Genomic DNA, 19,201 nt, shown 5'->3' with positions numbered 1-19,201 from the left:
TGGTCAGCGCCGCGGGCGGCGTCTCGCGGGCGATGTGGAGACCTCCTTCGGCGAATCGGCGACTTTGGGGTGAGTCGCCCGCCCAACGGAGCGACGAAAGTCGTTGCGGCGGGTACCGGCGGCCGATGCGCGGGCGGACGCGCCCTCCGTAGCGTCAGGGACATGACGTACGGGGAGGGAACCGTGACACCACACGGAGCGCCAGAGACCACGTTGACGCGGCCCCGAGGAGAGTGGGCCCTGATCTGGCTCGGCTTCCCGCTGGCGGGGGCGGTGCTGGGCTGGCTGCTGCCCCGCCTCGCCGAGTGGTTGGTGGGATTCGACTGGCTGCCGCTGCCCGGTCCGGTGGAGCTCGCGGCGAACCTGCCGGAGCTTCCGGCGGCGATCGGCGGCGCGGTGCTCGGCATCGTGGGCGGGGTGGTGCTCGCGCTGATGAGCGAGAGCGAGTACGTCACCGTCACCGTGCGGGACGACGAGCTTCGCACGGTACGCGACAACCGTCCACGCACTGTGGAGCGCGCCAACGTCGACGCGGTGTTCGTGGACGGAAAGGACCTCGTGGTGGTGGGACCGGACGCGCGGGAGGTGCTTCGCCAGGGCGGCGACCTCCCCGACCGCGAGCGTCTGCGCGCCGCGCTGGAGGAACACGGATTCCCGTGGATGGAGGAGGACCCCCACGCCGAGGAGTACCGTCGTTGGGTCGATGGTCTCCCCGAACTGTCGACCTCGGCGAACGCACTGCTGAAGGCGCGAGCGAAGGCCCTGGAGAACGACAAGGCCGACGACGCCGAGGAGCTGCGTTCCGAACTGGTGGCGCTCGACGTGATGCTCCGCGACCGTGATGGCAAGCAGCACTTCCGCGTCGTCCGTTGAGCCCGGGCCCTTCCCGCCATGGGGGTCCTTGTCCCGCGCCGCTCCCCCATCGAAGTTTCTCCACTCCATCAGGTTTTCCACACATCCACCCGATGGTTGTGCACCCCCACCCGCCAGAGCGGGGTCCACTCCACCCACGTGAACCGTTGGGACGGGTGAGGTGGACGCAGATCCGTCGTTCCAGGAGTCGGAGGTCGGGTAGGTCGGGGGTGGACACCCGCCCGGTCCCTGTCGCGGTGGAGGAGCGGGGAACACAGGGCGAGGTGCGGCAGGCGCGCACGGGCCAGCTCACCGATGGGGGTTGGGTCGGAGGTAGCGTTCGCGTGCCTCAGGCGTGAGTGGTGGTGCGGAGCGGAAGCCCGTGGGCTGGGCTCCGTTCAACGCGAATTCGTCGGTGACGGAGCACTCGTGATTGCCCGTGGACACCCACCAGCCGCCAGCGAGCTGGTGAACGACGGCCAGTCCGCGCCCGCGCACCTCCATGTCGTCTTCGAGGATTGCCGGTGAGGATGATGGGGGCCGGGATAGGTGATCCCCCGAGGTCGATGACGGTGCTCCGCATCCGAGTGTCGTCCACATCCAGCACAGCGCGGGATGTACCCCAGGAGCACCGCTCAAGGAATGGACGACCACATTGGTGACCAGCTCACTGAGCGTCACCACGGCATCGTCGCACCTCTGGACGCCCACCCGGAGCTCGCGCCCACACCCGCGCGGCGCGTACCGTATCGGCCGTACACAGTGGCCAGAGTGGCGGGCGTTCCTCCACGACGTACAGTCCAACGAACTCGGCTGACGGCCCCCGTTCTCCCGTCGTCACACCAAGCCGTGGTCGTGGGCGAAGACGATGGCGGCCGGGCGGTCGCGGAGGTCGAGTTTGGTGAGGATGTTGCCGAGGTGGGTCTTGACCGTCGCCTCGCTGACGTGGAGGGCCGCGGCGACCTCCGCGTTGGTGGAGCCTCGCCCGACGTGGTGGAGGACGTCGCGCTCTCGGTCGGTGAGGTCGGTGGCCGTTGCCTTGCCGCCCCGGCCCCACACCCGCCGGTAGGTCGCCAACACCTGCCCCGCGATCTGTGGGTCGAGCCACGACCCGCCGGTGGCCACGGTGCGGGTCGCCCGGACTATGTCCTCTCCGGGGGCGTCCTTCAGCACGAAGCCCGCCGCGCCGGCACCCAGGGCCGCAGCGACGGTCTCGTCGTCGTCGAAGGTGGTCAGGATCAGCACCGGGGGCGGCAGGGTTCCCGTACGTAGGTGGCGGGTCGCGGTGGCACCGTCCACACGGCGCATCCGGACGTCCATCACCACGACGTCCGGCCGGTGGGCGGAGACCGCGTCCACGACTTCGTCACCGTCGGCGCACTCGCCCACGATGGTCAGGTCGTCCTCGGGCTCAAGGATGCGTCGCAGGCCGGCGCGGGCGAGGGGTTGGTCGTCCACCAACAGGACCTGGATCACGTGGTGACCTCCCGCGTCGCCGCCGCGTCCGACTCCACGGGGAGGAACGCGCGCACCACCCACTCGCCTCCGTCATCCACGCCGGCGCTCATCGTTCCCCCGGCGGCCGTGGCGCGTTCCCGCATCCCCAGCACCCCGGTGCCCGGAGTCGCGTCGGCCGCACCGGTCCGTGTCGGGTTACGCACCGCGAGGGCGATCCCTCCGGGCACCGCCTCCAGTGAGGCCGTCGCTCCGCCGGTGCCGTGCCGGGCCGCGTTCGCGAGGGCCTCCTGCAGCACCCGGTACGTCGCGAGCTCCGCGCCGGCGTTGGCGGGCACACTCGTCACCGTGGTGCTCAGGTCGACGGGAACACCGGCGGCGCGGTAGCCGGCGACCAGGTCCGGCACGTCCTGGAGGGACGGCTGTGGGGCGGTGTTCTCGCCGCCGCGCAGCAGACGCACCACGCGACGGATGTCGGTCAGGCTGGCTCGGCCGTGCGCCTCCGCCTCCTGGAGCGCGTCCTCGGCGGCGGCCACGTCGCCTCGGCGGGCGGCCATCCGTGCGGCGGTGATGTGGAGCATCGTCACCGCGAGGGTGTGTGCCACGACGTCGTGCACCTCCTGGGCCGCTTGTCGTCGTTGTTCGGTGGCCTCACGCCGGGTGAGCTCCACCCGCGCCGCGGCGAGTTCCCGGCTGGTGGCGAAGCTGAACCGCGCCGCGTGCCCCGCGGCCCAGCAGAACAGGAACCCGAGGTGCCAGAGGAAAACTGAGGTCAGGTCCACGGCCTGCCCACCGACCAGCCAGCCGGTCCCCGCCGGCACCAGCCACGCCAGGTAGCAGGAGGCGATCGCTCCCACGGCCCGTCGCCAGGGGGCGAAGGCGGAGTACAGCAGGACGATGAGCAGCATGCTGACCGAGGCGGTCAGCAACGCGCTCCCGCCGAGCTCGACGGGCAGGGCCGGCCACCAACCGAAGCCCAGGGCCGCCACCGGAGCCACGGTGGCCGCGGCGAACCCCCAGGTCGGACCGTGGTCGGTTCGCGCGAACACCATCGTCCACCACGGGGCCATGGCGACGACGAGGAGGAGGATCCCCCCGGGTTCGGCGTCCTCGGTCCAGACCGAGACGACCCCCGCCGCCACGAGGATCGCGACGGCGAAGAGGCCGAGGCTGACGCGGTAGGCGCGGGACAGGGAGCCGTCGACGCCGGCCGGGCGGAGTTCCTCCTCCCACGCGCACTCCGGTCCCGGAGGCGCGCCGCGATCGTCCTGACCCGGGCCGTCCATATGCCCACCCTTCACGTGTTCCGTCCCATGGTCGTTTCGGCGGTGCGCGTGGTTCAGGCGAGGGCGACGAGCGCGCCGACCTGCGCGAGCAGGCCGATCACGCAGGCCACGGAGCGCACCGCGTTCCAATTCATCCAAGGGATGGCGAACGTCGCCCACCGTTGGGCGGACCGTCCCGACGGATCCCGTTCGGGGTCGGGATCACCGTCGTTCTCCAGTTGGTTGTTCAACGGCACGTTGATCGCCATGGTCACCCCGAACGTCCCCACCAGGTAGATCACGGCGGCCAGTACCGACAACCACCCGGCCACCGGCACGCCGGCGATATAGGCGAACACCGCCGCCACGATCGGCCCCACCAAGGCGCCGAGGAAGAACACGAAGAACACCGGGTTGAGGATGGCGCGGTTGACGCCGCGCGCCGCCGGTATGGCGTGCTCCGGCGGTATCCGGTTCAGCCCCGGGAGCACCGACACCGAGAACGCGACGAAGATCCCCGCGTTGACGCCGATCAGGAGGGCCGAGATCACGCCGATCACTGTCGCAATGGTCACCATGCGGACCATCTCCCGCTCTGCCAGGTCGCGTCTCGGCGGCGCGACTCCACTGTTCACAGTACTGCGCGCGGACACACCCCATCGATCTTGCCGTCGTCGTCAACCAAGGGGCCCACGCTGGCGACAACTACAAGATCAACGGAGGTTGGCGTTGCCTAGGCGGTGTCCGCGAGGACCTCCTTCAGCGTCGCGTCCAGCTCGGTCGGCAGCACGCGGGCCGGGCCGGTGGGCGCCAGTAGGCCGTCGCGTTCGGCGTCGTAGAGCTGGGCGAGCACCGGGGCGAACTCGGCGGAGACCCCGCTCTCCTCCAACGTCGACTCCCAGCTCTCGCGCGGCAGGGCGACGACGTTGAGCTCCTTGCCCAGGAGTTCGCCGAGTCGCGCGGCCACCTCTCGCTCGGTGTAGGAGGGGCCGAGGAGGAGCTCCACCGCGCTGTCGGTCCCGCGGCCCCGCAGGTGCTCCGCGGCCACCGCGCCGATGTCCCGGGTGGCGATCATGGGTACGGCGTGGTCCGTGGCGCCGAAGACGGGATACACGCCCTCGTGTATCGCGGGGGCGAGAACGGTTTCGATCTTCTCCTGGAAGTGGGTCGGGCGCAGCGCCGTCAACGTGGTGCCGGTGGCGCGCAGTGCACCCTCGAGGTGGTGGAGGTAGGCGATCGGGCCGGTCCCGCCCGCGTGCTGAGCCCCGATGGACGACAGCATGACGGTGTGTGGCACCCCGCTGTCCCCGACGGCACCCGCGATGTGGTCGGCGAGCCCTCGGTGGTCCCCTTCGGGATCCGTCGAGTCCATCGTGGTGGGCAGCAGGGTGAAGAACCCCTCGCTGGCACGCAGTACGTTGGCGAGCCGGGCTCGGTCGCCGAGGCCGAGCACCTCCACCCGGGCTCCCTTGCTCCGCCACGACTCTCCGGCCTCCGCGCGGCGGACCAGGACGGTGACGGGTTCGCCCGCGGTGAGCAGGGTGTCGGCCACGGCGGATCCCACGTGGCCCGTAACTCCGGCGATGGTGAACATGGACTTCCTCCTCGTCGTTCGGTACCGCGAACGTACGAGGAACGGGAGGCCAGCCACATCGGCCGTGGATCGGGAAACGGATTCAGCCCCTGGGGGGACGTGCGTCCCACCGGGGGATGACCGCCCCTCAGCAGTGCCCGGGCGAACCGAAAGCGCCCGCGGGGGGCTCGGTCTCCGAGGAGTCGAGGAGCGCCTCGCGGACCAGACCGAGCCCCCCGAGTACCTGCTCGCGTTGGGTGTCGGAGAGTCGCGCGGTGAACCACTGGTCGATGGCGGCGTGCAGGTCGGGCATGAGTTCCCGCAGTCGCGCGACGCCGTCCTCGGTGAGGCCGACGATGGAGGCGCGGCGGTCGGTGGGGTGTGGGTGACGGGTGACCAGTTCCTGGCGTTCGAGCCGGTCGACGACACGGGTCATACCGCTGGTGGACATGCCCGTCTTGGCGGCGAGGTCCGACATCCGAAGCTGGCCATCGGGGCTACGGGCGAGCTGCAGCACGGCGTCGAAGTCACGCTCGGCGATCCCGTGCCGCGCCATCACCGGCGCGAGTCGACAGGAGAGGAGAAACCGTACGTCCATGACGAGCCCGAAGGCCGCGATGCGGGGATCGTCGCAGCCCTCCACCCGGTGACATCCGCTCATGCGCAAAGGCTACCTATCGGTTCCCCAAAAACCGAGCTAGACAATAGTTGCATCGCGGAATATTGTCTTGCGTAGCAATCACCGAACCAAGGAGCCCGCATGAGCACCGAAGCCGCATCCCCGCGCACCCCGTCGCGCCTACAGAACGTAATCCTATGGACACTCCAGGGCCTGTTGGCGCTAGCCTTCCTCATGACCTCCTCGGGCAAGCTGCTCGGCGCGGAGGCCCAGGTCTCACTCTTCGACGAGCTCGGCTTCGGCCAGTGGCTTCGCTACCTCACCGGGGTGCTCCAACTGCTGGGCGCCGTCGGCCTGCTGATCCCGCTGCTGAGCGGACTCGCGGCCACCGGCCTGGCCCTGGTCATGGCGGGCGCGGTCTCCGCGGATCTCTTCATGCTCTCCGAAGGCACCCCGATCGTGCCGCTGGTCCTCACCCTGCTGCTGGTCGTGGTGGCGTGGGGACGCCGGGCCCGAATCCTGGCCCTGCGCGACCGGCTCCTCGGCGGCTCCAACTCGGAAACGACTCCCACGCCCGCCGTCTGACCGCTCTCACAACCGAGGCAGGTGCGCCGCTCCCGTGGCCCGGCTGGTGAACGCGAACGCCGCCGGATCACGGGCGTAGTCCTCCGCGTAGCGCCCCACCTTCTCCCGGTCCAGGCTCACCCCCAGACCGGGGCCACTCGGCGGGGCCAGCCGACCGTCCCGATGCTCATAGGGCTCGGCGAGAATGTCGTCGGCGAGGATCGACGCGTACCCCTGGTTGGCGTAGATGAAGTTCGGAGTGGTCGACAGCACGTGCAGCGATGCCGTGAGCGCGACGCCCAGCTCGCCCAGGCTGTGCTTGACCACTCCGAGCCCCGCCGCCTCGCAGATCCCGGCGGAGCGCTTGAGGTTCATCAGTCCGCCGTCCATCTGGTTGTCCACCGAGATCGCGTCCGCGGCGGCGTGCCGGACCGTCTCCATCTGATCGAAGCGGGTCCAGGACGCCTCGTTCGCCAGCAACGGGGTGTCCACCCGCGACCGGACGTAGGCCATCTCGGTGAGGTTGCGGCCGGAGACCGGCTGCTCCGCGAACTCCAGCCCGAACGGCTCCATCTCGCGCAGGATCCGGATGGCGGCCGCCGGCGACCAGGCCTCGTTGGCGTCCACCCGGATGCGCCCCGCGGCCCCCGCGCCGTCCCGGACGGCCGCCACCCGTTCCAGGTCCTCCCGTGGGTCGGGCGCGCCCACCTTGAGGTAGAAGGTCGAAAACCCCGCCTTGGTGCCCTCCTCCGCCATCTGCCGTAGCTGGTCCGGCTCCGCGCCGGTCACGTAGTAGAAGAACTCCACCGTGTCGTGGAAGACCCCACCGAACAGGGTGGACAACGGCTGACTACACACCTTGCCCACGATGTCCCAGCACGCCATGTCCACCGCGGCGAGCGCCGGGCTCTGGTTACGCATGTGGTGCCACGTCCCCACCACCTCCACCCGCTTGGTGAGCCGCTCGACCGCCATCGGGTCCTCCCCCACCACGAGTGGTTCGAGCCCCCGGAGCGCGGCGAGGACCACGTCCACCGACGGATAGGCCGCCGCCTCACCGATCCCGGTGACTCCCTCGTCGGTGTCCACCTCCACCAGCACACTGATCTGCCCGGTGCGGCGGCCGAAGGCCCACACCTCGGGCACCCGCAACGGAACGGCGATCGGGGTCGCCCGAACGGCGGTGATACGCATGCAACTCCCCTGTCGTTCTCTTCTGGTCAGGGCTACCGCGAGCCCCGCTGACACTTCCTGTCGCGACACCCCTCCGGAACCCGCGCCGGCGGTTCAGGGGACGATCGTCAGGTCCTGCGGGACCTGGGTGAGCCGCTCCGCTCCGTCCTCACGCACCAGCACGGTGTCGGACAGGACGAACCCGATCGGATCGCGCACCCAGCTCATGGCGTGGAACGTCATCCCGGGGCGGATGACGCGGGGAGAGCCCCGGCGGACGCCCAGCACCTCACCGCCGCCCACCCAGCTCGGCGGGAACCCGATCCCCACCAGGTAGCCGCAGTGGTGCCGCTCCGGGGCGGACTGCGGGTGCACCGCGGCCACCGCGCTCTCCCACGCGGCGAACACGTCGGCGGCGACGGCTCCCGGTCGAAGGTGGTCGACGATCGCGCGCATCCCCGCCTGGGCGGCGGCGTGGGCGATGACGGCCTCGGGCGGCGCCGACCCCACGAAGACCGTGCGAGTCAGCGGGGCGTGGTAGCGACGCACACAGGCCGAGAGCTCCAGGAGTACACCGTCACCCGACACCAGCTCCTGGTCCGACCACGTCACGTGCTCCTGGTCCAGCCGGGCGGTGGCCCGGATCAGCGGGGCGAACCCCGGGGTGTGCCCACCGGCGGCCACCATCGCCTGGTAGACGGCGGCGGCGACCTCGTACTCCCGGGCACCCGCGCGGACGGCACCGATCCCGGCGCTCATCGCCGCGTCGGACAGCCGTGCCGCGGCGGAGGTGGCGCTGATCTCGTCGGCGTCCTTCACCTCCCGAAGCGGACCCGCGAGGTCGCTCGCGTCCACCCACACCAGCTCCGGCAGCTCGGCGGCCAACGCGGCGCGGATCCGGGGCGGAAAGAACATCGCCGCGTCCTCGACCCCGAGGGCGTCCCCCGTCGCGACATGGCCGCGCACCGCGGCGGCGACCACGGTCGCCGGATCCTCACCGTCCTGGAACGGGCGGTGGCGGCAGTGCGGGACCTGCGCCCGGACCGTGGGTCCCTCCATCGCCCGCGTGACCAGCTCCGGCTCGCCCACCGTGGGGATGACGAGCGCGGTGAACGCGAAGTAGCCCTGGTAGTCCAACCCCAGCAGGTAGTAGAGGCTCTCCGGGGAGACGAGAACGAGCGCGGCGAGACCCCGGCGGCCCATCTCCTCGCGCACCGCGCGTAGGCGTCGCTCCGTGCTGGGCGGCGGCGCGGCGAGCTCCGTGGGGCCCGCGAACGGCGACGTCGGCCTGAGTGTGGAGGGCGTCGCCGGAGGCTGTGTCATGGTCATGCCCACAGGATGCGCGGACGGCCACGATTCAGACCAGCGACAAAATACGTGGATACCTTTAAGCTCGACTACATGATGGAGCTGCGACGCCTGCGGCTACTGCGGGAACTCGCCCGACGGGGCACGGTGAGCGCTGTCGCCGACGCCTCGTCCATGACGCCCTCCGCGGTGTCACAGCAGCTCGCCGCGTTGCAACGGGAGGCGCGCACCACCCTGTACGTCCGCGAGGGGCGTCGTCTGCGCATCACCGACGCCGGACTCCTGCTCGTCGACCACACCGAACGGCTGCTCGCCGGGATGGAGGAGGCGGAGTCGGCGCTGGCGGAACTCGCGGCCACCGTGACGGGACCGGTCCGGCTCTCGGCGTTTCCCACCGTCGCGCGCAGCCTGGTGCCCGAGGCGATCGCCGAGTGCCAACGCCGGCACCCCGGGCTTCGGGTCATCCTGGACGAACGGGAGGCGACCCAGAGCATCGAGGCGCTGCACAACCACGAGACCGACCTGGCGTTGGTCTACGAGTACGGGCTCCTGCCACCGCTGGACTCGCCGGGCATCACCCTGCGCCCGCTGCGGGAGGAACGCTTCGTCCTCCTGCTGCCCCCGGGGAGGGAACTCGGCCCCGACGCGATCCCCCTCACCGACCTGGCCGAGGAAACCTGGATCGGCGCCTACAGCGACACCTCCGGCCGGGCCGCCCTGAACCGCGCCTGCGCCGCCGCGGACTTCCAACCCCGCGTCGACTACGCCAGCAACGACTACACCGTCATCATCGCGCTCGTCCGCGCCGGCTTGGGGATCGCCCTCGCCCCCGAGATCGCCCTCGAGCCCGGCGACACCGACATCGTCGTCCGCCACCTCGCGGACACCCCCATCACCCGCACGATCTCCCTCGCCACCCGCGCCGGCACCGCCCGCAGCCCAGCCCTCAAGGCCGTAGCCAACAGCCTCGCGGTCGCGGCGCAAGGGCGGTAGGGGGACTCAGGGCTGCTGTCCGCTCCCATTGCACCCGACGCAGGTGATCCGGACTTCCTCGTTGTCCTTGTTGCAGGTGGTGTAGCCCTTACCACCGCACATACCGCAGTCCTCGGGTGGCTTACGGTGCTTGCCGCCGTCTCCCATGGGGGACCTCCGTCAGAGGGTTATTGGGACTGTCCAACCAGACGTGCTGGCCGGCGCGGTTCACGGTGACACCGAGGCGATCCACGCTTGGTTCTCCCCAACCGACCCACTGCAGGTAGGCCGACTCCAGTTCGTCCCAGAGCCGGCGAGGGCCACGCTGCCTCACCTCCGCCGGACCGCCGCTGGGCGGCTGGATCGCGATCGCGTGGGAGTCGGATATGCCGTCAATGAGTACGTAGCGAAAGGTACCGTCAACGGGGTTGGTGCCGCCGCCGCGATTCGTCACCCCACCAAGCAGGCCCAGTACGGCAATCCGGAAGCCGTCGCCCCCGGCGTCGATCCGACGGGGATCGATCCGGCTCCTGGATCGCGTGGCCTCACTCCCCGCCGACGTCCGTGGGAGCCGCTGGGCACGCATCGGCATGTAGGCGGCGGTTCCGTGGATCCGGCCCACCGCCCGCTCATCATCGGCCACCACCAAGCGGACCTTGTAGCCCCCGGAGTGAAACGGCATCCACGGGAGCACGATGACTCCACCCGGGCGGGTCTGCTCCACCCAGGCCGGGGGGATCTCGCTCACGCCACAGGTGACGTGCACGCGGTCGAACGGGGCGCCTGCCGGATGGCCCTCGGCGCCGTCCCCGACCAGCAGAGTGGGGGTGAACTCGGCGCACTCCAGCCGCGCCCGGGCCGCCGCAGCGACCGATGCGTCGATGTCGATGGAGGTCACCCACTCCGCGCCCAACCGCGCGGACAGCAGGGCGGCCGTCCACCCGGTTCCGGTGCCGACCTCCAGCACTCGATCACCGGGATAGGGATCCAACAGCCGCAGGAAGTCGAAGACCATGTTCGGGGCGGAGCAGGAGCTGGTCCAGTCCAGCGTGGTCCACGGGGAGTCGTCGGTGAGCTCGGTGCGCCCATCGTCGATCTGCGTCACGATCGCGTCGTCCCGCGCGATGGCGGCCCACCATCCCTGCGGATCGGCCTGGCGGTCGAGCAGGCCGTCCCCGGTCGTCCAGGCCACATCCGGCACGAACCACTCGCGCGGTGCGGCCGCCAACGCGGCGGCCCAGTCCGTCCCCACGCATGCCCACGGCGCCTCTGCCGTCATAGCGACACAGTAGCGGAACGGTTACGAGAAAACGCCAGCCCAAGCGGTCATAGTTCCCTGCCCCTCGCTACCGCACACACCGCCGCTCTCGAGCGGGCCAACAAGTGGGGCGTACTCAAGAAACGCCCGCTCGTCCCTACTGCACCGCCGCGAGGCGTTCCTTGTGGAGGTACTCGCCCCAGCCGGGCTCGAGGGGGGCCAGGTCGGAGCCCACGGCCCACTGGAGGAGTAGGTCGGCGAGGGCGGGGTTGCGGGGCAGGGCGGGGCCGTGGAGGTAGCTGCCGATGATGCGACCGGAGTAGGCGCCCTCGGTACCGGAACCGTTACCGATACCACGAACGGTGCGGGAGAGCGGGAACGCGTTCCCGCCGACCTCGGTGCGGCCCTGGTGGTTCTCGAAACCGGTGATGCGGCCGATCCCGAGCATCGGGTCGACGTCGGCGACGATCTCGCCCACGGCACGCTTGTCGCCCCGGCCGCTACGGATGTCCAGGATGCCGACTCCGGGAAGTGGGTTGGCGGCGTCGTCGCCGTAGCTCTCCCCGATGATCTGGTAGCCGGCACAGATCGCCAGGATGGCCTTGCCGCGCCGCGCGGCCCGGGCGAGGCCACCGTCGGCCCGCAGTCGCTCCGCCGCGAGGATCTGGGGCCGGTCCTCTCCCCCGCCCAGCACGTAGACGTCGCCCTCCGTGGGCACCGGATCGCTCGAGTTCACCTCGACGATCTCGGTCCTGATGCCGCGGAGCTCCGCCCGCCGCTGCAGGATCAGCGCGTTACCGCGGTCCCCGTAGGTACTGAGCAGGTCGGGGTAGATCCACACGATCCGAAGCGTGCTGCTGGTGTCGCCCATCTGGGTCGCCTCCTACTCGACGCGGCCGTACGCGGCGCGGATCTGCTGGAACGCCGTGTAGTTGGCGATCACGTCCACCTTGCGGGTGTCGGGACGATCCTGCTTGATGCGCCGTACGGCGTCGTCCACCCGGTCGGTGAGCTCGAAGGGAACATTGTCGGTCTCCAGGCGCAGCGCCAGGTCGGTGCGGCGTTCACCCGACACGAACACCCGCCGGCCACGCAGCACGGTGTAGTCGACGTCCCACAGCCAGGAGGTGTCCTTGCCGTCGGGGATCTGCGCGTTCACCGACAGCAGCACGGGCGTGTTCGGGTCGTCCAGGACCGCGAAGGACTCCAGCCACCCGGCCGGGTTCTTGGCCAGCAGCAGGCGAACCTCGACGCCGTCGGTCTCCACCGAGGTGTAGCGGCCGGCGACCGAACGCACCTCACGCAGTCGGGCCAGGGCCGTCGCCGGGTCCACCCCGAACTCCGCGACGGCGGCGAGGGTGATCGCCGCGTTCGCCCGGTTGGCGTCGCCCGGCAACTGGAGACCGATCCGGTGGACCACACCGTCCGGTCCGGTCACCGTGTCCGAGGCCGTGTCGACGCTCCAGGTCGCCTCCGGGCGGCGCAGGCCGCACTCGGGGCACTGCCAGTGCGGGTCGGGCTCCCGCTTGAGGTGGGCGCCGCACTCGGGGCAGCACCAGGAGTCCTGTTTCCACCGCTGGCCGGCGGAGACCCAGGTCGCCCGCCGCGACGCCAACCCCGCCCACGCCACCAGCGGGTCGTCGGCGTTGGCGACGACGTGCGTGTCGACCAGGCTCAGGGTGTCCCGCCACCGCTTGGCCAGCAGGTTGATCTCGGTGGCGCGGTCCATCTGGTCCCGGCTGAGGTTCATCAGCACGACCACCGCCGGTCGCGCGTCCCGCAGGACCTGCGGCAGGTACTTCTCGTCCACCTCGAGCACACCGTTGGTGGCGTCCAGGTTGTTCGCCAGCGCGGTGATGTGCCCGGTGGGCATGTTCGCGCCGTACTCGTTGGTCGCGACCGGCCCGATGTGGCGCAGCGCCGTGGCGATGAGGCGAGTGGTGGTGGTCTTCCCGTTGGTCGCGCTGACCAGGGCGAGACGCCGGTCCTCGGACAGCTCCGAAAGTAGTTTGGGGTCCACCCGCAGGGCGACCCGGCCGCCGATGACCGACCCGTCGCCGCGGCCGGTCGCCCGCGACAGCGCCGCTGTGCTCTTGCCCAGCACGCGAGCCACCCGTGCGCGCAAGGGGAGTTCGCCCAAGGTCTCTCCACAAGGTGAGGACGGCCAGAACCGCGAAACGGTCTTCGGATGCCCCCAGCCTATGTTGGACCGCCCAGAGCCCCGGCCATCGCCTGGCCGAGCGCACCCAAATGTGACCAGACCTTCACGCACCGCCGCCGGGGGACTCCGACCGAGTCCGGACCGCTGGGAGGTACACATCGGTCCACCCACCACACCAACGCGCACTCCAGACACGGGTGACGCCCCACCGAGGGCGCCGCGTCGCGGCGCCCTCGGACGTCCACAGGTGGTGACCGTGCGAGGCGTGCGCCGCACGTTCACGCTGGGTCGGCCGGCCGGCTCCCAAGGGTCCCCACCCTGCGGACACCTCTGTCGGGAAGGAAGACCGCGCTCGGGGCGTGGTCGCCCAACGAACCCCCGCGCGGCGGCGTCGGCGTCCGCAGGACCCGTCACCCGGTGCCGCTGCGCCAGTCGAGGCGGCTTGGGGGTGGGCCCAGGTTCGCCTCGGTTTCGCCTTCCTGTGGGGGGTGGGCGGGGACGAGCGGTGGTGGCGTGTCGCGCACCGTGGTCAGGGTCGCCGTTGGGAGGCCCATGATGCCGGGGTTGGCGTCGACGAGGACCAGACCGTCGGGCTCCCGGGCGACCAGCGCGGTGAAGGGGAGGGTGCGTAGGCCCTTCTCGTCGACTTCCACGGCGCGTCCGGTGTCGCCGAGCGGGTCGGCGGAGTCGATCTCCTCGGCCTGGCGCGTGGTCCTGCCCCACGAGGTCGCGGTTCGTACCTGGCGCACGTACTCCAGCGGGGCGACCAGCTTGCCGGCGTTCATCCGGGGATACCCGCCGGTGTCGACCGTGACGGAGTCGGGGCGGTAGCTGCTGGGGACACTGTCACGCAGGGCCTCGCCGACGATCTCGGTGAGGGGGTGGGGGGTGAGCGCCGCCGGGTCTCCCCCGCTGCCACGGAGCCGTTCCGCGGCGATGCGGGCGGAAAGGGCGTCGGGCATGCGCATGGCGAGGACCATGGAGTTGTCGGCGGGGTGGTGCCCGTCCTCGACGACGCGGCCACGGAGGAAGACCACGCCGGCCCCCGACCGGTCGGCGGCGGCGGTCAGGTGGTCGATCTCGGCACCGCCGAGGTGTTCCGCCCCGCAGACGATCACGGTGTGCCACCAGGGGTCGGGTTCCTGGTCCTCACCCGCGCGGAGCCGCTCCGCCATCACCGAGGCGACGTACCCGCCGAACAGGGCCGTCGCCGAACGGCCGGATCCGCGGTCGGTGGCGACAACGGTGAGCTGGGTGGGATCCGCACCGGCCAGGCGGGTTCCCAGACTCTCCAGCGGGGTGAGGAGCTGCTGCAGGCCCCAGGCCCGGTCCCGTGTCCGCCGGTCCTCACCGAGTTGCTCGCGCAGCGTGGCACGCAGTGTGGCCGCGTCCTCGGCGTTCGACCACAAGGTGTCGGCATCGGTGTCCCCGCCGACCGTGGCCAGCGCGGTGAGGATCGCCGGTACGTCCACGCCCACCAGCTCGACCAGCGGTGCCAGGAGGCCTCGGTCGGCGTCCAGGCTCCGGTTGGGGTCCTGGATGCGGGCGACGCGGGCGAGAACCTCCGCGAAGGCGCGGGGCGGGAGATCGGTCCCGAGCCCCAGCCGGGACACGTCCGCGGGTACGACCCGCACCGCCGTCGGAATCCCACAGGCGCGGGAGAGCGCGACCAGCCCACTGGCGACGGCCCGCCCGGTGAGGTCGAGGATGGTGACGTCGGCGCCGGAGCGCAACCGGGAACCGGCCATAGTGGTGAGGACCGCGGCCCAACCGGCGTCCGTGCCTCCGATCAGGTCCACGCGGGAGTGCCGCCGGGGCACGGTGACGGTGTACCACCGCGGTTGCGCCTCGAACGCCTGCTTGCGCTGCTGCCACTCCCGGTAGCGCTCGGCGTGCTCCCGCTGGCGGTCCCGTAACTCCCGCTCCGCGGACTCCTGCCGGGCGGCGACGCGCTCGCGTTCCGCGGCCATCCGTGCGCGGGTGACCGAGTGCCCCTGCCACAGTGCGACGGCCAGCGGCACCGCGAGCAGCACGCTCAGGGCCACCAACACCACGACCAGGACACCCGGGAGGATCCGGAGCTGCCCCAACACCGGCCACAGGACGACCATGAGGACCAGGCCCAGGGCGGCGAGCCATAACGGCCGGTTGGTCGTGGTTCCCTCGCGCCGCTGCTCCGCCAGCCACTCGTCGCTGACCTGGAGGATGTCCCCGGGAGTGGGCCGTTTGGGTGGCGCACCGGGGTCCGGCGCGAGGATGGTGTGCCTCCACCCGAGGTACACCGCGTCGCTCCGAGTCGAACGATCACTCGCGCCATCCACTGCCTCGAACCTCCCGACCGTGAGCGGGGGACCGCGGAGGGTTCCTGGTACGACGGCATCGTGTCAGGCCGCCGTCCAAATGTCACTGGTTTCGGCCACTCACGGGTCCGCAAACAGGAAGGGCCCGGGGACAAATCCCCGGGCCCTGCGCAGGTCAAAGACGTGAAGCGACGCCGATCAGGCGGTCACCTCAAGATCCACGATCTTTCCGGTCTGGGCGTGCACCGAGAACTCTCCGGTGAAACCCTTGGAGGCGAGGACGCGGATGGTCCAGTCGCCGTCCGCGGCGAAGAACCGGAACGTGCCCTCGTCGCCGGTGGCGACCTCTCCCGCGAAGTCGCCCTGCGGGTTGAGCAGCCGTGCGTAGGCTCCGCGCAGCGGCTCGCCGTCGCGACGGACCACTCCCTGGATCACCGCCTGGTCGCCGGCCTCGCCGTCGCGCAGCGCGACGCCGCCCTCAGGTGCTCCGCAACCGTCAGCGACACTCACTTGGCCTCCCCGAGCTCCACCGGCACGCCGACCAGGGAGCCGTACTCCGTCCACGAACCGTCGTAGTTCTTCACGTTGTTCAGGCCCAGCAGCTCGTGCAGGGCGAACCAGGTGTGCGAGGAGCGCTCGCCGATACGGCAGTAGGCGATGATGTCCTTGTCGAGGTCGACACCGGCCTCCTCGTACAGGGCCTTCAGTTCCTCGTTGGACTTGAAGGTGCCGTCCTCGTTCGCGGCCTTGGACCACGGGATGTTGCGGGCCGTGGGCACGTGCCCCGGACGCTGCGCCGACTCCTGCGGCAGGTGCGCGGGGGCCAGCAGGCGACCGACGAACTCGTCGGGCGAGCGCACGTCGACGAGGTCCTTGGTGCCGATGGCATCCACGACCTCGTCGCGGAACGCGCGGATCGCCAGGTCCTGGTCCTTGGCGACGTAGTTGGTGCGCTCACGGGTGGGAACGTCGGTGACGAGCTCGCGGGAGTCCAGCTCCCACTTCTTGCGGCCACCGTCGAGCAGCTTCACGTTCTGGTGCCCGTAGAGCTTGAAGTACCAGTAGGCGTAGGCGGCGAACCAGTTGTTGTTCCCGCCGTACAGGACGACCGTGGCGTCGTTGGACACGCCCCGCTCCGAGAGCAGCGCCTCGAAGCCGGCCCGGTCCACGAAGTCACGCCGGACGGGGTCCTGCAGGTCGGTCTTCCAGTCCAGCTTGACCGCGTTACGGATGTGGCCCTTGTCGTAGGCCGTGGTGTCCTCGTCGACCTCGATCAACACGACGTTGCTGTCGTCCAGGTGGGACTCCACCCACTCGGCGTCCACCAGGGCGTCGGAACGGCTCATGGGAATCTCCTCGGAATGTGTCTACAGCGCAAGCGACGAAACAGGTGCGAACGAACTCGTGCGAGAGCCGGACCGGTGCGTGGGCTCAGCGTGGATCAGGACTCCACGACCGAAACGTGTGAGGAGAGATCTCTTCCGGGGGGATCGGACTCTGCTCATGGCGTCGGATTCCTGGCCCGGGAAGCGATCTCGCGTCCCCGGATGGACAGTCGACGACGTCGGACGTGCCTGCCGGTCCGCTCTAGCGGCAACCGCGACACAGCGCCGTGGCGCAACGGCCGTAGTCGACCGCGCGGCGCTTCGTGAGTAGCGCATCTGCCAGGGGAGTCACACCCACGATGGTACGTGGTTGGGCTGTGGATGTCACCCGCGGGTTACGCCCACTCACGCCACCAGCGGGATGTCCGTGCCCTCCACCGTGATCTGCACGCCGTTGGGCAGCGCCTCGACGTCGGTGATCGCGAGATCGAAGGGGAGGTCGTCCACGGGGAAGTCGAACGCCAGCTCGTCGCCGACGCCGCCGAGGTCCACCATGGCCTCGCCGATCTCGATGTCGGTCGGGGTGACCGTGAGCACGGAGTCGGCGACCGAGATCTCGATCCCGCTCTCCACGGGCACGCTGAATCCCTGGATCGCGAGGTCTCCGGAGATCCGGGGCTCCCCGCCCTCCTGCTCGATCGACAACCCCTCGGGCAGCCGACGCTGGAGTTCGCTGTAGGGCAGCAGCGCCGTCCCCTCCGCGCTGCGCGCCGAGGCGGTCGGGCTGGTCATCAGGTCGGCGAGTGGGGCCTCGACGTCGTACAGCGTGACGTCGATCCGCTCGAACTGGATCTCCTCGTAGGCGAAGGCGCCGGTGACGAGGTTGATCTCGGAGTAGGTGCCGCCGAAGGCCTGGGTGAGGAAGGGGAAGCCGCCGATGTCGACATCCGGTTCGGCGTCCATCGGGTACTGCTGGCTGACCCGCTTCGCCAACTCGCTCTCCGCGCCGTAGAGCAAGGCCCTGTCCGTGCCCACAAGGGCGATGGCGAGCAAGATCAGTAGAACGAGAAGTTTGCGCATCGTACTTCCTGCATGCTCCCCTGGAACCCAGACGCGGTGATTGGCACCAGGAAGGGTACTGCAAGACCCGACGATCGCCGCCCTTCCCCGTCCATTCCCAGCGAACTGTTAGAAAACCGGGCAATCGCGACGAGCTGCGGTCACTGCCCCATCAGCATCGCGACCAGCGCCTGATCGGCCTTGCCGTCCACCGTCTCCAGCTCGATCACGTTGGTGGCGGAGACGAGGCGCGACGAGTCCCTGAGAAACTCCTGAATGTGCGGCTGCTGCTCGTGCTGTTCGGCGGCGAGGTCGTCCCGGTACATCGCGTAGACGATGCGCTGCGCCGGCGCGGACGGCACCCGGTGGCTCACGAACATGAGGGTCTCCGGCTCGTAGCGACGCACTGCCTCGACGACGTGGGCCATACGAGCGTCGAACGCCTCGGCGTAGCCCTCGAAGACGGTGTAGATCGTGATCTTCGCCTTGGTGCGGGGCGCGCGGGGGGCCCGAGGCGCGCTCTCGCCACCGGCGTAGCTTTCGGTGTTGTCCCGCCTGCGCCGCAGCATTTCCTGCTCCTCGTCGTCTTCGTCTTCGTCGCCGGCACCGCCATGCCGACCGTCGTCGGTGTCGATCGCCCGGGGGATCGTGGCCGCGACGCTGGCCGCCTGCCACAGGCACCCCAACGCGGCCAACAACGCCAGTTGACCGAACGGTCCGAGCCCCATTCGCGCCACTATGATCTGAATCACTACCGCGCCGCCGATGAGGCCGATCACGCGCAGACGCCCCAACGCGTCGTCGTCGCGGCGCTGGTGTTGCAGCACGGACGCCACCGCGCAGGCCACGAGCACCACGACCGAGAAGGTGTGTGCGGCTCCCAGCGCCACCATGGCCGGGATTTGGTAGTGGACGTCCGCCTGGGGATAGCTTCCGTCGAACGTGCCGCTGAGCGGGTCGAGGCACAGGATCACCACCGGCACGATGGTGAACAGGACCACGCCCTCCCGCACGGCCAGCCGCCCCGGGAACGAGCGCAGCGTGTACTCAGCGACGCCCCAGGCCGCCCACAACGGTGCCAGGAGTCCGACACCGAGCTGGAAGACGCGGAACGTGGCCGTGGAGAAATCGAGGAAGGCCGCGGGCAGAGCGCCAGTCAGGGCCACCATCAGGGCGACGACCGAGATGAGCCAGGCCACCACGTGCGTCCGCGGCACCCGGTAACAGCGCACAGTCAAGGCAGCCGTGGCACTCCAGGCCACGAGCGCGCAGATCAGTGCCAGCCCTACCTCGACCATCCCGCATCAATCATGCTGC

The 19,201-nt window shown here is 70.4% G+C and carries 19 protein-coding genes; 3 read left to right on the top strand and 16 right to left on the bottom strand.

Annotation, left to right across the window (positions count from 1 at the left end; genetic code table 11):
- Nucleotides 1-162: 162 nt before the first annotated feature.
- A complete protein-coding gene (locus tag J4H86_RS17330; RefSeq protein WP_236538821.1) occupies nt 163-873 on the top strand; it encodes a YqeB family protein in 711 nt (236 codons plus the stop codon).
- A gap of 816 nt (nt 874-1,689) precedes the next feature.
- Here J4H86_RS17330 and J4H86_RS17325 read toward each other — a convergent pair.
- From J4H86_RS17325 to J4H86_RS17305, 5 genes are all read right to left on the bottom strand, one after another.
- Nucleotides 1,690-2,328, bottom strand: coding sequence for a response regulator transcription factor (locus J4H86_RS17325; RefSeq protein WP_236538820.1), 639 nt, complete (start codon nt 2,326-2,328; stop codon nt 1,690-1,692).
- Nucleotides 2,325-3,593, bottom strand: coding sequence for a sensor histidine kinase (locus tag J4H86_RS17320; RefSeq protein WP_236538819.1), 1,269 nt, complete (start codon nt 3,591-3,593; stop codon nt 2,325-2,327). Before J4H86_RS17320 ends, J4H86_RS17325 begins: the two co-directional genes overlap by 4 nt.
- A 53-nt stretch (nt 3,594-3,646) precedes the next feature.
- Complete coding sequence (locus J4H86_RS17315) at nt 3,647-4,150, bottom strand: anthrone oxygenase family protein (RefSeq protein ID WP_236538817.1); 504 nt, start codon at nt 4,148-4,150, stop codon at nt 3,647-3,649.
- A 155-nt stretch (nt 4,151-4,305) separates the two neighbouring features.
- A complete protein-coding gene (locus J4H86_RS17310; RefSeq protein ID WP_236538816.1) occupies nt 4,306-5,166 on the bottom strand; it encodes an NAD(P)H-binding protein in 861 nt (286 codons plus the stop codon).
- Between the two features lie 127 nt (nt 5,167-5,293).
- Entirely contained in the window at nt 5,294-5,806 is a 513-nt protein-coding gene (locus J4H86_RS17305; protein ID WP_236538815.1) for a MarR family winged helix-turn-helix transcriptional regulator, read from the bottom strand.
- A gap of 99 nt (nt 5,807-5,905) precedes the next feature.
- Between J4H86_RS17305 and J4H86_RS17300 the strand changes: the two genes are divergently transcribed.
- Nucleotides 5,906-6,349, top strand: coding sequence for a DoxX family protein (locus J4H86_RS17300; RefSeq protein WP_236538814.1), 444 nt, complete (start codon nt 5,906-5,908; stop codon nt 6,347-6,349).
- Nucleotides 6,350-6,355: 6 nt separating this feature from the next.
- Here the strand turns inward: J4H86_RS17300 and J4H86_RS17295 are convergent, their stop codons facing one another.
- Together J4H86_RS17295 and J4H86_RS17290 are read right to left on the bottom strand one after the other, a co-directional pair.
- Nucleotides 6,356-7,522, bottom strand: coding sequence for a mandelate racemase/muconate lactonizing enzyme family protein (locus J4H86_RS17295; protein WP_236538813.1), 1,167 nt, complete (start codon nt 7,520-7,522; stop codon nt 6,356-6,358).
- Between the two features lie 93 nt (nt 7,523-7,615).
- Nucleotides 7,616-8,830 (bottom strand): M24 family metallopeptidase, encoded by a 1,215-nt coding sequence (locus J4H86_RS17290; protein ID WP_236538812.1) that lies wholly within the window; start codon nt 8,828-8,830, stop codon nt 7,616-7,618.
- A 48-nt stretch (nt 8,831-8,878) separates the two neighbouring features.
- Here J4H86_RS17290 and J4H86_RS17285 point away from each other — a divergent pair, with 48 nt between their 5' ends.
- Nucleotides 8,879-9,802, top strand: a complete 924-nt coding sequence (locus J4H86_RS17285; protein WP_236538811.1) for a LysR family transcriptional regulator — start codon at nt 8,879-8,881, stop codon at nt 9,800-9,802.
- A 6-nt stretch (nt 9,803-9,808) separates the two neighbouring features.
- Here the strand turns inward: J4H86_RS17285 and J4H86_RS17280 are convergent, their stop codons facing one another.
- The 9 genes from J4H86_RS17280 to J4H86_RS17240 all read right to left on the bottom strand — a co-directional run bounded on the left by J4H86_RS17280 (nt 9,809) and on the right by J4H86_RS17240 (nt 19,182).
- Nucleotides 9,809-9,949 carry a hypothetical protein gene (locus J4H86_RS17280; RefSeq protein ID WP_236538810.1) on the bottom strand — a complete coding sequence of 47 codons (141 nt, stop codon included), beginning with the start codon at nt 9,947-9,949 and terminating at the stop codon, nt 9,809-9,811.
- On the bottom strand, nt 9,924-11,060 hold the full coding sequence (locus J4H86_RS17275) for a protein-L-isoaspartate O-methyltransferase family protein (protein ID WP_236538809.1): 1,137 nt from the start codon (nt 11,058-11,060) through the stop codon (nt 9,924-9,926). The genes J4H86_RS17280 and J4H86_RS17275 overlap by 26 nt, the downstream gene beginning before the upstream one ends.
- Nucleotides 11,061-11,196: 136 nt before the next feature.
- Nucleotides 11,197-11,910, bottom strand: coding sequence for a type 1 glutamine amidotransferase (locus J4H86_RS17270; protein ID WP_236538808.1), 714 nt, complete (start codon nt 11,908-11,910; stop codon nt 11,197-11,199).
- 12 nt (nt 11,911-11,922) lie between these two features.
- A complete protein-coding gene (locus J4H86_RS17265) occupies nt 11,923-13,179 on the bottom strand; it encodes a MurT ligase domain-containing protein (protein WP_236538807.1) in 1,257 nt (418 codons plus the stop codon).
- A 431-nt stretch (nt 13,180-13,610) separates the two neighbouring features.
- Complete coding sequence (locus J4H86_RS17260) at nt 13,611-15,521, bottom strand: hypothetical protein (RefSeq protein WP_236538805.1); 1,911 nt, start codon at nt 15,519-15,521, stop codon at nt 13,611-13,613.
- 177 nt (nt 15,522-15,698) lie between these two features.
- Nucleotides 15,699-16,010, bottom strand: a complete 312-nt coding sequence (locus J4H86_RS17255) for a DUF1416 domain-containing protein (protein ID WP_236538804.1) — start codon at nt 16,008-16,010, stop codon at nt 15,699-15,701.
- Nucleotides 16,007-16,846 (bottom strand): sulfurtransferase, encoded by an 840-nt coding sequence (locus J4H86_RS17250; RefSeq protein ID WP_236538803.1) that lies wholly within the window; start codon nt 16,844-16,846, stop codon nt 16,007-16,009. The genes J4H86_RS17255 and J4H86_RS17250 overlap by 4 nt, the downstream gene beginning before the upstream one ends.
- A 384-nt stretch (nt 16,847-17,230) precedes the next feature.
- A complete protein-coding gene (locus J4H86_RS17245) occupies nt 17,231-17,905 on the bottom strand; it encodes an LmeA family phospholipid-binding protein (RefSeq protein ID WP_236538802.1) in 675 nt (224 codons plus the stop codon).
- A 140-nt stretch (nt 17,906-18,045) separates the two neighbouring features.
- Nucleotides 18,046-19,182 carry a putative quinol monooxygenase gene (locus J4H86_RS17240; RefSeq protein WP_236538801.1) on the bottom strand — a complete coding sequence of 379 codons (1,137 nt, stop codon included), beginning with the start codon at nt 19,180-19,182 and terminating at the stop codon, nt 18,046-18,048.
- Nucleotides 19,183-19,201 lie beyond the last annotated feature (19 nt).

It is taken from the genome of Spiractinospora alimapuensis (assembly GCF_018437505.1).
GTDB classification, from domain to species: Bacteria; Actinomycetota; Actinomycetes; order Streptosporangiales; family Streptosporangiaceae; genus Spiractinospora; species Spiractinospora alimapuensis.
Note: the sequence above shows the minus strand (reverse complement) of the source record. Positions and strands in the feature narration are given on the sequence as shown.